The following is a 12,828-nucleotide window of genomic DNA, read 5'->3' on the forward strand; positions in this document are numbered from 1 at the left end:
CTCCTCCGCAAAGCCTGGCGAGACGCGCCGATAGAGCCGCAGTACTGCCTTGTTAATCGCACGAAGGCTCCGCCGATCGGCACGAACTCGATTTCCGTCCCTGCCATCAAAACGCGTCGTCAGCGGCCAGACAAGCAGCACCCGGCGGTGGACGGCGATGGGGCCAAGGAAACGGCAGTAAAATTGTAAAAGGGCGGGGCGTCGCCGCCCCGCCCTTGAGATATCGAGCGGCAGAAACCGTCAGACAGCTGAGGGAATCTGCTTCCGGCGCCGACCTCCAAAAACCATCCCGCACGCCGTTAGCCCGAGCAAAGCGAGAGACGCCGGTTCCGGCACAGCGGAACCCTCAACCGACTCCTGCTGATAATCGATCTGCGCCTGCACGAAATCTCCGCCCCCAGGAATCTGATTTACCCGGTCGCCGAATTCGAAGATTAAGGCAAAGGTTCCACCAGAACTGAACGGAGAGCCGATAAATATAGAGGCTGTACCAACGTTCGTACCGTCGACGCCTACATCGTTGGCCGTGTTAAACGTAAAACCATCGTCCGTGGTGACACTGTTCAGGATGTTCCCCAACGACACGCCCCCAAAGGTAATCGAGGCGAATTCGGGATCACCGGCCGCAAAACTCTGCAGGCCGAAGTCACCAAATAGCGTGAGCGTCAAAGTCGCCAGACTGCCTGCTTTCGGATTGTTCAGCGTGAGACTGGTTACAACATCGTCAGCAGTGCCTGGATTCCCGGAGAAGGTAAGACTGATCGGGCCAGTCGTCGACATGGCAGCTGACGCTGATCCGGCGAAGCCAATCACGGCAATAGCGGCCAGTACCGTCATCTTCAAGAGGGAGATCACTAGCAGGAGCGGGATTGGGGGGCAGGATGGGGTGCAACCGGAGACTACGCTCGTGGATCGCACCGCGTGAGGGCCATATCTGTCGTTGAAGCGACGCTGAGAATAAGCCTTGACTCGCCTTCATGCCAGCGCAAACGTTACGAACTTTTCAGTCCGTTTCTCCCAAGAAACATCGATCAAAAAGGTGGACCAGATCGTCCGCTCCACGTGGCTCAACGAGGGGTTCAGGCGATGCACAACCCCGTTGACAAACGCCGGGGGGTCAGCGGCGAGGTCGCAGGCGCCGGCGTAAGGAAGCGTCGCCGGCAAATCCCGCACGACCACCGGCTTGCCGCAGGCGAGGTACTCCAGCAGTTTGAGCGGCTGCATCGCCCGGGTGACGGGTGCGTCGCGGTAGGGCATCACCAGCACGGCGGCCGCCGCGGCGAGGGCGGGCAGCGTGGCGTGCGGGACGGCGGGGATCCGCAAGACGTTCGGGCGGTTCGTCAGCTCCGGCGGTTCGTCCTGCCCCGGGCCGACGAGGAGCACGGTCGCCGGGCGGGGGGAGTTGGGGCCGACGGCGTCGGCGATTGCGTGCACCGCCTCGACGTCCAGCCGGCGATCAATTAGTCCCCAGAACACCACCAGCGGCCCCTCCGGCAGCCGATGCGGGAACGGAACTTTCGGGTTCGACCAGAACTCCAGATCGACGCCGTGCTCCACCACGTGCACCTCCGCCCGCCGCTCCATCGTCATCAGCCGGTCGCGGAGCCCCGGGCCGGCGGCGACGAGACGGTCGGCCTTCGCCACCACTTCCCGTTCCAGTTCCCCCGCCGTCGCCCCGTCCACGCCGGGCCAGACGGAGAAATCGTCCACGCAATAATAAATCCAGCGGTCGACCGGCAGCGCCCCGACCAGCGGGGCCATAACCGGGACTGTGGTGATCGCCGCGACAGGGCCGTCCCGCCGGGCCTCTTCAATTGGTCCGACGAGCTGCCGGGCGAGCAGTTGGCGGTTCAGGCGACGGTCGTGGGGGCGACGGAACCAGGGCCACATCTTTGGGTTTAATACCGTCGGCTCCGGCCCGGCGTCGGCGGGTGCCGAAGCGGCTCCCCCGCCGCCCGTCCAATGGCGGAACTTGCCGGCGGCCCGGGTGACGGTGGCGAGGTCCAGCCGCGGCGGGCGGAGACCGATCGTGTTCACCCAGAGGACGCGGTGATCGTCCAGAAGATGCCGCACGATGTGCTGGCAGCTGGAGGGGTGCCGGCCCCAGTCGTCGCTGAAGACGACGAGAGTGTGAAATTGTGATCGGGCGGCGGGCGGCGGGTCAACTTCGGGAACTTCCGTCACGGAATCCCTCGCACAATCTTCGGCCCCAGTCGATTCGCGATCGGCAGCGGGAGTTTTTTCCAAGCCTCCACCGCCAAACGGAAACCGCCGGCCTCGGGGCTGAGGCCGCCGGGTTCGCCCTTCCGCACGTGGAACTGCCAGCAGGCGGGGTGCGGCTCGGCCCCCCACTGCTTCTTAAACCGATAGGTGGGCGAATCGACCGTGCTCCGGCCGAAGTCGAACTCGCCGGCCCCCCGCCCGACCGCCCGGTCGAGCAGCTGCCAGTACATCGCCATGTTCACTCCGGCCGGATTGTAGGCCCGCAGCGTACTGGCGCTCGGCACCGCCGTGCGAATGGCCCCGTCAGTCCCGGGCTGATCGTGAATGAGAAGCGCCCCGGCGACGGGCTTTGGACCGTCGAAGCCGACGCACACTTCTGCGTCGCCGTCAAACTCCGTCAGAATCGCGGCGAACAGTTCCCGACCAAAAACCGGGGTGCCGAGGTCCCGCATGTTCTCGGCGAAGACGGCGTGAAAGTCGTTCAGCACCTCCTCCCCGCCCCACCGGAAGGTGACGTCGGTCTCCAGACACTTTCTAAGCTGCGACCGCCGCTTGCTCTTGAATGAGGCCATCAGGGCCTCTTCGTCGCCCGGTAGGCGCAGCCGCATGTGCACCTTGTGGGAGAGCCGGTGCGTGAGGGCCGGGTGATCGACCGGCGCCTCGTGCCGCAGTTCGAGCCATTTCGCGTCGTACTCCGCGGCGAGGGCGACGGCGGCGTCGATCAGCGGACCGAACGCCGTCGGGCCACCGGTCGCTCCCGCGGTATTGACGTACGGCAGGGCGACGGCGAATCGCCCGAACAGCCGCGACCGCGTCAGGCAAAGCGGCAGATGGGCAATGGGTCGGCCGTCACAGCCGGGAACGGTGAGCAGGACCGGCTCGTGCCGGAACGCCGCAGCCAGCACCCGCAGCCAGCGTTTGTCCCGCCGCAAGGCGGGTCCGTCCGCGGAGTCCGCGGCGACATCAGCCAGTGTCGTTTGCGCTGAAGAAACCGGCGGCGGCGGGGCGTGAGGCATTGGGACGGGGACTGTCCCGGTGCCTGCGGGGCTGCGTCAACGCCCGACGCCCAGATTCCGCACGCCCGGCCCGATCAGTCCGCCCGCCGCCCGTGCGAGGCGGCCATCTGTTGATAGAGCTCGGCGTAGGCCTCGACCATGCGGTCCTCACCGAACCGCTCGAACGCCCGCCGCCGCCCGACGGTGCCGAGCGTCGCCGCGGCGGCCGGAGCGTCGGCGAACTCGCGGAGGGCGGCCCCCAGTGCCGCCGCGTCCCCGGCCCCCGCCAACCGACCGCACGACTCCACCCGCGCCCCGCCAAGAACTTCTCGCAACCCGCCGACGTCCGTGGCGACGACCGGTCGTCCGGCGGCCATCGCCTCGATCACCGTCAGCGGGATGCCCTCGGAAACGCTGGTCAGCAACCCACAGTCCGCCGCCGCCCAAAGCCGCGGCACGTCCCGCCGCAGCCCGGCGAGCGTAACGAAGTCGCCGGCCCCCTCCGCCCGGATCACCTCTTCAACTCGCCCCCGCTCCGGTCCCTCGCCGACGACGAGCAGGCGAACGCGGCGGCCTTCCGCCCGATTCGCCTCGCGGACGGCCCGCACGGCGGTCGCGTGGTCCTTGATCGGGTCCAGCCGGGCCACCTGCACGGCGAGGAAGTTGTCGTCGGGCACCCCGAATTCCCCCCGCACCGCCGCCCGATGCTCCGCGGCCGCCGCGTCCGGCTCGGCGGCGTAGGGGGCGAGATCAACGCCGTTGTAAATGACGCGGATGCGCTCGGCCGGCAGGCCTTCGTTGTCGATCAGCGCCCGCTTCACGCCCTCCCCTACGGCGACCACCCGATCCCGCCGACGCAGCGCCAGCCGGTTGAACGCGGCCCGCTTGCGGCTCGGCAGGTCCGGATGAAACCGCCCGTGCTCGGTGAACAGGATTGGCGGCCCCCCAAGTGCCCGCCGTGTCGGGGGCAACCGCGACAGTGCGGCGTAGACGAACGGTGTGTACTGGTGAGCGTGGAGCAGGTCGACCCGCCGGTCCGCGGCCCATTCTCGCACTCGCCGCGCGCACCGCAGATCCAGCCCCGCCCTCCGGTCGAGCGTCTCGACGGGATGCCCCGCCGCGGCGAGCTCCTCCGCCATCGTCCCCGCCCGGTCCAGACAGGCAAACGCGAACCGCACCCGCGGCCCCGCCCCCGCCGGAGCCAACGCCGCCGCCGTCCGCGCCACCAACACCTCCGCCCCGCCCACATCTAAGCTATGCAGGAGAACGCCGATGGTGGGGAGGACAGACATCCGGGCAGACTACTGCCGCCGTGCGACGGTCCGAAACCTATGCATCGACTCGTGGACGATCTTTCATCTCAATCTCAAGATGCCGTACCGGTTTGACCACCTTGCGAGGAACAGCGCGGCCCACAGCGGATCATCAAGCCCGCCGAAGGAGGCCGACCTCCTAAGTGCAGCGCACACTGGTTAGGGCAATCCCCTCGTAAAGCGTACCGAACGCAGAGTTTATCCAACCGAACTGCTCGTCCAAGGAGTGACCGTGCCAGCTATCGATCAGCACTTCCAACCACCGCACGCGTAGCCAAAGGACTCCTCTGGCGAAAGACCTCCGCAGGCCTTGCAGAGGTTTGCATCAGTACTACACAATAACTGCATCTCAGCGGACATACAATCAGACTTTGAAACTCGAGAGGGTCGTTCAGTCGGAACTCAGGGACGACCACGTTTCAGGTTCGGGAGGTGTGTCGGTGGGCCCGCGAGTGCGGCACTTCAGCGGAACGAATCGGGCCGCGGTTCCGGCGGCCCGAGCTTCCCGGCCGGGCCGGCCAATATCTACAGGGTTTGATAAGCCGCATCGAACGCGGGAACGGCTGACAATTGGCCGAGGAAGTCGGCGAGGCGAAGCCAGCCAACCTCCAGTCCCGCAGCGGGTCGGCTGACGCCGGTAAGCGCGTCGCCCAGATTAGGAAGGGCATCGACGACACCGACAGCGAATACGACCGCGAGAAGTTCCAGGAGCGCCTCGCCAAGCTGGTCGGCGGCGTGGCCGTGGTCAGCGTCGGCGCCGCCACCGAGGCGGAGATGAAGCAGACCAAGGCCCGCATGGAAGACGCCCTGCACGCCACCCGCGCGGCGGTGGAGGAAGGCATTCTCCCCGGCGGCGGCACGGCCCTGCTGCGGTGCGTCAAGGGTCTGGACGAGGTGAAGGCCAAGGGCGACGAGAAGATCGGCGTGGAGATCGTCCGCCGGGCGCTGCAGAGCCCGACGAAGCAGATCGCCAAGAACGCCGGCCAGGACGGCAGCGTCGTCGCCGACGAGGTCCACCGGGCCGAGGATCCCCACGGCTACAACGCCCTGACGGGGGTGTATGAAGACCTGTTCGCCGCCGGCGTGATCGACCCGACGAAGGTGGTGAAGAGCGCCCTGACGAACGCCGCCAGCATCGCCGGCCTGATGCTGACGACCCAGTGCCTCGTCACCAAAACCGGCGAAGGCGAAGACAAGCTCCCGACCGTCGCAGGCGCGGTGCGGTAGACCGACGAGAAGTCCCACGCAGACCCCTTCGCGAAATACTTCAGAACACACTTGACACCCCGCTGGCCTTCGGGTGGGCTGTTTTGAAGTGAGTCGTGGACCATACGCGGCCCCATTCTTTCTTTGCAGCGACAGGCCATTCTGTGTAGGACCGGCCCAGAATCTCCTAATCCGCGTAGCGGCGTAGCCGGGCCGCCCACAAGATTGGCAGCGTACAATGGACACGAGCCGCGTCACTTCGCCGCAATCTGTCGGCGTACCACGATACCCCCCTCCCACATTAGCCCCGGCTAACCTGCCGACGAACGCAGATAAATGACGCCAAAGAGCTTATTCCGCAAAGCACTCTCTTTAATCCGAGATGATGGCAGCTCGACTTTCGATCCCTCGCGATGGCTGGCATCAGAAGATTTCGCCTCGAGGTTTGGCGCAAAATGGACACCCGTATACATCCGAAGCCATGCCGAACGCTGTGCCCCTATCGTGCACGGCAAAGGCGAACCGCAGTGGGGCGAGAATCTTGACGACCACTTTCCCGACTCCGGCGTCTTAGAGATCAAAGATGCGATAATACACAATAAAGACGGATGGATCTTTGGCGAAGAGGGTCGGTTTCTTCCTGACCATTCGTGGTATACGCAACATGCGGACGAGCTCCGACACCGAGTGATGCCGCGAAAGGAAGTGCGACACATAAGGGGTCGCTGCCTGACTCTCGCGAGCGACTTCGGCACAGGAAGCTATGGGCATTTCCTATTGGATTGCATCGGGCGCCTTCACCTTTTTGAAGCGGCCGGCAATACTTTCGCTGACGTAGACCATATCCTGTGCCCTAAGCCTCCCTCTGAGACCGCCGACAAGATCCTTCAACACATAGGCGTCCCCAGAGATAAATGTATCTGGGCGGACGAGCTGAACAGCTACAGCCTCTGCGCCGAATGCCTGATCGCACCGACCTTTCCCGGGACCAGGCGTAATTACCCGCCATGGCTGCCGAGTTATCTGAGAAGCAAACTTCTGGACGACAGTCACGGGGGCGAACGCCGACTTTACATATCACGACATGGCTGCCGAAGGAACGCCTCTAATGAACGAGCTGTAGAGAGAATTGTAAAGAGCTTCGACTTTGAGGTGTACGATCCGTCCGGTGGAGGTGGATCGTATAGGGACTTCGCTGAGGCCGCCGTCATCGTTGGGCCTCACGGGGGAGGGCTATCGGATTTAGCGTTCTGCGGTAAGGGAACGGCGGTCCTCGAACTTGTACCGTCCGACCATCAGCACCCTTATTTTTACACGCTTTCTGCTGCCGCTGGGCTTCAGTATCATTGCATGGTGTGTCGCAGCGAGAAGGAAAGGCCTCCAGGAACGTTTGGTCCGAGTCTTAGCGATTTTCACGTCGATGAACAGACTTTGGAAGCCGCCGTGTCCGAGCTCATTACCTCGAGATAGCAGCCTGCCTAGAGCCTGTTGTTGACTTTCGCTCTGCAGGAGTCGCGAATGGGACATGAACGCGCCACGGAAAGGCTACCCCAGCGACGTGACGGACGCGGAATGGGAGTTTCTCACGCCGTACCTGACGCTGATGCGGGAGGACGCCCCGCAACGACTTCACCCGTCCCGGAAGCTGTTCGACGCGCTGCGGTACGTGGTCAAAACCGGCTGCGTCTGGCGGTATCTGCCGAACGACTTTCCGCCGTGGGAGGCCGTCTACCAGCAGGCCCGCCGCTGGCAGGCCGCCGGCGTGTTCGAGGCGATCGCCCACGACCTGCGGATCGTCGAGCGATTGCTGAAGGACCGCCGGGAGAACCCGACCGCCACGATCTTCGACGCCCGCACTCTGCAATCCACGCCCGAGAGCGGCGCCAGGGCGGGCTACGACGGGGCCAAAAAGAGGAACGGCTCCAAGGTCCACGCTGCGGTCGACACGCTGGGCAACCTCTTGGCGTTGACGATCACCGCCGCCAGCGAGCAGGAGCGGGCGCAGGTCGCCGAACTGGCCCGGCGGGTTCAGGAGGCGACCGGCGGGACGGTGGAGCTGGCCTGGGCCGACCAGGGCTACACCGGACCGGACGCGGCGGGCGCCGCCGCCGAGGAGGGGATCGAACTGGAGATCGTCAAGCACGACGGGGCGAAGAAGGGGTTCGTGCTGCTGCCGCGGCGGTGGGTCGTGGAGCGGACCTTCGGCTGGCTGGGCCGCAGCCGAAGGCTGGCCCGGGACTACGAGCGGCTGGCGGAGACGCTGGCCGGCTACCACTGGGTCGCCTTCCTCGGCCTCCTGCTCGGACGAATTATCCGACAAACTTCATAACAGGCTCTACGGCGAGGTGGTGTCGAACGCCGTGAGGCTCAGCGGTAGAATTATCGCTGCAGCCTCTTGTGCCCGTCTACGTTCCGAGCGTGGTCTGGGGGGACGCGGCGGGCGGCCCTGCGACTTTTGAGAAAGGTCGCGGGGGCGATTGGGGCCGCGACACGAGTAGCACTCGATCACGCAGAAGGCGAGCCTTAGCTTCAAGCGCCGACTCCACGGCCGGCCGCGGCGGGCAGCGTGATGCAGCCGACGCCGCACGACTTTCAAGCCCGCCGCCGAGAATCGCTCGTTCATGCCGTCCGGAAATCCGTCTACTCGTTTCTTTTCAGGGGGGCGTACGGGATGGTACAACCGAATCCGGGACTCCAGGTCGGTCACGCAGAACAACTGGTCTTGACCGCTTCGAGAACCTCGCATCGCCCACCGATGAGATCTGTTCGGTCGACCAAGTGCACGTAGGATCTCCCATTCGAGTGTTTCGGCAGACTGCTAGATATGCGGCGGCGGTCCACCCCCCAGAGGGACTCACCAGTATCCCGAGGGGAGCCCCCTTTGGCTTTCTCCCCTCCGCGGCTTTCATCCTGTCGTACTCACTTCGCCAGCGGTTGTCGATCGCTTCAGCGGCCTCGAGCACCTGCAGCACTGCCACCAAGGTCGGTGCTAAGCATCGTGCCGGCATCCCGCAGCTTGCGGACGACGCCTTCGGATTTGTGCTGCTTGTGCCGTTCTCCAAGGGTCGGTTCTACATGTCGACTTCATTGACTTCAGGATTTTTCAGTCATTGAACCAGTTTTGGCGGATAGGCCAAACGCCGAAGTCACTGAATGACAGGAACAACTTAGTACCGCGTCAGGCTGACATTGGCGGGTGAGATGGCCATGCTGACGACTCCCCCCTCTACGGATGGAGTCCCGGCGATGGCCAAGCGGTACTGCGTTGAACTGACGGACCTCGAACGCGACCGGCTCTCCGCCCTGACCAAACAGGCCCGGATCGACCGCCGAGTCTTTCAGCGGGCGCAGATCCTGCTGAAGGCCGATCAGGCCCCCGGGGGGGCGGCTTGGCCGGACCTCCGGCTGACGGACGCCTTCGACGTCTCGGTCCGTACCGTCGAACGCCTGCGGCAGCGGTTCGTGGAGGCCGGTCTGGACGAGACGCTCCGCCCGACGCCCACGCCCAGACCGCCGCGGAAGATCGACGGCGCCGCTCAGGCCCGCATCGTCGCGTTGGCCTGCTCGGAGCCGCCGCCCGGCTTCGCCCGCTGGAGCCTGACGCTGCTGGCCGCCCGCGTCGTGGAACTGGAGATCGTGGATTCGATCTCCCACGAGACGGTCCGGCAGGTTTTGAAAAAAACGTCCTGCAGCCGCACCGCAAGCGCTGCTGGGTGATTCCGCCGAAGCAGTCCGGCGGGTTCGTCTGCCGGATGGAGGAGGTCTTGGCGATCTATCAGCGGCCGTACGACGCACGATTTCCCGTGGTTTGTCTGGACGAGACGAACACGCAGTTGGTCTCCGAAACTCGCACGCCGCTGTCCGTGCGGCCGGGCGAGCCGGCCCGCTACGACCACGAAGATCGGCGGGAGGGCGTGGCTCAACTGTTTCTGGCGTTCGAGCCGCTGACGAACCGCCGCTGGACCTGGGTCCGGCCGCACAAGGCCGCCGTCGACTTCGCCGAGGTCGTTCGCGAGTTGGCGGACCGGTTTCCCGAAGCCGCACGAATCCTGTTGGTCTCGGACAACTTAAACACGCACGGCGGCGGCAGCTTTTATACGCGGTTCCCGCCGGCGGAGGCCCGCCGGCTGTGCGAACGGATCCAATTTGTGCACACGCCAAGCACGGCTCGTGGCTCAATATGGCCGAGATCGAGTTGAGCGTGCTGGGGCGACAATGTCTGAGCCGGCGGATCGGTGACGCGGAGACGCTCCGCCGGGAAGTCGCCGCGTGGACCGCGGCCCGCAACGCCGCCGCCGGCACGGTGACCTGGCAGTTCGCCGCCGAGGACGCCCGTGTGAAGCTCCGCTCGCTCTACCCGTCGAACCCAGATTGAGGCAGTACTAGAGCACGCCTAGCAGCACGCGCTGAAAGTTTCGCAGGCCGGCACGGTGGTGAATGCTGGCGCGAGCCGTGCGAGTTGAGGCGGGACTTGGGGACCGAAGGTCGCTACCAAAGTGCTCGGTGATGATGATCACCTTGATCGTGGGCGAGGAGGCGATTCATGCGGGCGAAAACGCAAGCAACACGGTAACTTCTGCCTGATCCACTTCCGCCCTGCGATGCAGACTCAGAAAGCAACAATCTTGTGTTCGACTACACCCCGACCAGGGCCGTCCGGCTACATGCCTCAACTAGACGGCCTGCGGGCAGTTGCGGTTCTGGCCGTAATGATACATCATTGGTTTCCGGCCCACATGTTGTACTTCGACGCCGGCAACTATGCGGTCCTGCTCTTTTTTACCCTCTCTGGATTTCTCATCACCGGGATACTCGTGCGTGCTCGCTGCGAAACCGAGCGATCCGAGGGGGCTAAAAGGCGACAGGTGTTTAAAGCATTCTATGCCCGTCGGGCGTTGCGGATCTTCCCCGTGTATTACGCGGCGGTCGTCATTTTGCTCGCCTTCGATGTCGGGTCGGCGCGGTCGGTTTCACTCCCTTTGGTGACCTATACACATAATCTTTGGGTCGGCTGGAACCATTGGACTCCGCCATACGGCCATTTTTGGACGTTGGCAGTGGAGGAGCAGTTCTACCTTTTCTGGCCCTTAGTGGTTCTGCTATTGCCAAGAAGGCTCGCAGTCTGGATAGCCTTCACTGCAGTCGCCGCAACGCCGTTTCTAAGGGGGCTCGCGGGAATGAATGGTGCTGCAGTTGCTTCCGTGTTAACCACCTCAAATCTCGCCCCACTCGCGGGCGGATCTGCTCTAGCTTTGCTGGGTCGAGATTCGGCGCTCGGCAAACGCCTCACGAACCTTGCGGCCGGGTTGGGAGCACTCGTCTACGTCCCGCTGACTCTCACTCTCGTCTTTTTGACCGTTGAATCGCCTGGGCCAAATGGCCGATTCTTTAATGAGACGATCTATGGATTTCGGCAGCTTTCTGTATCTGCGATCGCGGTGTGGCTCGTAGCGGCGGCCGGGAGGGGCGCCCCCGGAATCACAGGCCGAGTGCTGCAATGGCCCCCGCTCGTGTATTGTGGCACAATCAGCTATGGCCTATATATCTATCACAGTTTCGCCCCGCCTGTGTGGTCTCACGCAGCATTATTTCTCGGCCTGCCGGAAATCGTATCAACAAACGACTGGGTACGTTGGCCTTTTCTTCTCCTGCTCACGTTCTTCACTTCGGCTATGTCGTGGCACTGTTTCGAACGCCCGATTAACAAATACAAGCATCGTTATCCGTACGTTCCAGATTCAGTCGCTGCCGGAACAATCGTCGAGAGACCCCGGGCCGGCTCTGAGATTCCTGTGCCGTAGGAGCGAATAAACATGTCCATGCAGGAACTGTAGAAGCAATCGCAGTTCGGAAACTGAGTCCGTGTTTTGACGACGGAGCAAGGGCCATGCAGATACATTGTCACCGCCCTGCAAGGTGTGCCGGCCTATATCTTGCCAGGAAGTTGCGAATAATGAGGCAGAGCAGGAGGCCGGCAAAGGCGAGCCAGTGGTAGCACGCCAGGGTCTCCGCCAGCCGCTCGTAGTCGCGGGCCAATCTTTGGGACCGTCCCAGCCAACCGAACGCCCGTTTCACGACCCACCGCCGCGGCAGCAGGAAGAGCCCCCTCTACGGATTCGGCTGCCGCCCGATCTCCAGTTCGACTTCCTTCGCGGCGGCCGCCCCAGCCGGATCTGCGCCGGTGTAGCCCTGTTCCGCCCACGGCAGTTCCACCTGCCCCTCGGCGACCTGCTGCATGCGGGCTAGCAGCGCGCCGACCTCCGCCCTCCTGTTTGCTAGCGGCGGTGACGGTCAGTGCCAGCAGTTTTCCGAGCGTGTCGCGCGGCGTGGACCTTCGAGCCATTCTTCTGTCTGGCCCCGTCATGGCCGGCACGCCCGCAGCTCTTAGGCGTGCTGGCCTGCCCCCGGAAACTGGTCCACTGGTTGTGAGAGTCTCGAGCCGATGAGATCGGCATGGAGATTCGACCATGACCAAACGACGCAAGCGGCACACGCCCGAGGAGATCGTCCGCAGCCTGCGGGACGCCTACGCGATGTTGAACGCGGGCCGCGACCTGGCGGCCGTGCTGCAGGCGCTCGAAGTCACCGAGGCGACCTATCACCGCTGGCGGAACCAGTACGGCGGGATGAAGGCGACCGAGGCCAAGAAGCTCAGGGAACTCGAAGTCGAGAACGCCCGGCTCAAAAACTGCTGGCCGAGGCCGAGCTGGACAAGGCGACGCTCAAGGAACTCGCCTCGGGAAACTGGCGGCCCTTCGCGGAAACGGGACGCCGCCCGGCATCTAGCGAAGACGTTCGCCGTGTCGCAGCGGCGGGCCTGCCGGGTCGTCGACCAGCATCGCAGCACGCAGCGGTACGAGCCGACGCCCAGGTCCGACGAGGGGCCGCTGCTGAAACGCATGTCCGAACTGGTCCGACGACGCCCGCGCTACGGGTACCGCCGGATCGGCGCGCTGCTGAGGGCGGAAGGCTTCCGGCTGAACGCCAAGCGGACGTTCCGGCTCTGGCGTCGGGAAGGCTTCAAGGCGCCGCGAAAACAAGAGAAGAAGCGACGCACGGGGGATTCCGCGAACGCCTGCCACCGTCGGCGG

General features: G+C 64.4%; 9 protein-coding genes and 3 pseudogenes. 6 read left to right on the forward strand and 6 right to left on the reverse strand.

Annotated elements, in window-relative coordinates; genetic code table 11:
* Positions 1-240: 240 nt before the first annotated feature.
* The 4 genes from CA12_RS01135 to CA12_RS01150 form a co-directional block, all read right to left on the reverse strand.
* Positions 241-855, reverse strand: a complete 615-nt coding sequence (locus CA12_RS01135; protein WP_145356784.1) for a PEP-CTERM sorting domain-containing protein — start codon at positions 853-855, stop codon at positions 241-243.
* Positions 856-975: 120 nt separating this feature from the next.
* Positions 976-2,184, reverse strand: a complete 1,209-nt coding sequence (locus CA12_RS01140) for a glycosyltransferase (RefSeq protein WP_145356786.1) — start codon at positions 2,182-2,184, stop codon at positions 976-978.
* The gene (locus tag CA12_RS01145; RefSeq protein WP_145356788.1) at positions 2,181-3,239 is read right to left on the reverse strand and encodes a FemAB family XrtA/PEP-CTERM system-associated protein; all 1,059 of its coding nucleotides are present in this window, start codon (positions 3,237-3,239) and stop codon (positions 2,181-2,183) included. The genes CA12_RS01140 and CA12_RS01145 overlap by 4 nt, the downstream gene beginning before the upstream one ends.
* A gap of 74 nt (positions 3,240-3,313) precedes the next feature.
* Complete coding sequence (locus CA12_RS01150) at positions 3,314-4,510, reverse strand: glycosyltransferase (RefSeq protein WP_145356790.1); 1,197 nt, start codon at positions 4,508-4,510, stop codon at positions 3,314-3,316.
* 651 nt (positions 4,511-5,161) lie between these two features.
* Between CA12_RS01150 and CA12_RS01155 the strand changes: the two are divergent.
* From CA12_RS01155 to CA12_RS01175, 5 genes and pseudogenes are all read left to right on the forward strand, one after another.
* Positions 5,162-5,758 (forward strand): annotated as a pseudogene (locus tag CA12_RS01155) (TCP-1/cpn60 chaperonin family protein); the annotation flags it as partial.
* Between the two features lie 669 nt (positions 5,759-6,427).
* Positions 6,428-7,207 (forward strand): glycosyltransferase family 61 protein, encoded by a 780-nt coding sequence (locus CA12_RS23145; protein ID WP_390614149.1) that lies wholly within the window; start codon positions 6,428-6,430, stop codon positions 7,205-7,207.
* Positions 7,208-7,262: 55 nt separating this feature from the next.
* The gene (locus CA12_RS01165) at positions 7,263-8,066 is read left to right on the forward strand and encodes an IS5 family transposase (RefSeq protein WP_145356796.1); all 804 of its coding nucleotides are present in this window, start codon (positions 7,263-7,265) and stop codon (positions 8,064-8,066) included.
* Positions 8,067-8,983: 917 nt separating this feature from the next.
* Positions 8,984-10,112, forward strand: a pseudogene (locus CA12_RS01170) (IS630 family transposase).
* A 334-nt stretch (positions 10,113-10,446) separates the two neighbouring features.
* A complete protein-coding gene (locus CA12_RS01175; protein ID WP_242688251.1) occupies positions 10,447-11,538 on the forward strand; it encodes an acyltransferase family protein in 1,092 nt (363 codons plus the stop codon).
* Between the two features lie 100 nt (positions 11,539-11,638).
* On the opposite strand, the gene CA12_RS23150 is transcribed toward CA12_RS01175, so the two are convergent.
* A complete protein-coding gene (locus CA12_RS23150; RefSeq protein ID WP_165700477.1) occupies positions 11,639-11,812 on the reverse strand; it encodes a hypothetical protein in 174 nt (57 codons plus the stop codon).
* 33 nt (positions 11,813-11,845) lie between these two features.
* The gene (locus CA12_RS22920; protein WP_261342387.1) at positions 11,846-11,974 is read right to left on the reverse strand and encodes a hypothetical protein; all 129 of its coding nucleotides are present in this window, start codon (positions 11,972-11,974) and stop codon (positions 11,846-11,848) included.
* A 296-nt stretch (positions 11,975-12,270) separates the two neighbouring features.
* Here CA12_RS22920 and CA12_RS23155 point away from each other — a divergent pair.
* A pseudogene (locus CA12_RS23155) lies at positions 12,271-12,717 on the forward strand (transposase); the annotation flags it as partial.
* Positions 12,718-12,828: the final 111 nt, after the last annotated feature.

Source organism: Alienimonas californiensis (assembly GCF_007743815.1).
Taxonomy (GTDB): Bacteria; Planctomycetota; Planctomycetia; order Planctomycetales; family Planctomycetaceae; genus Alienimonas; species Alienimonas californiensis.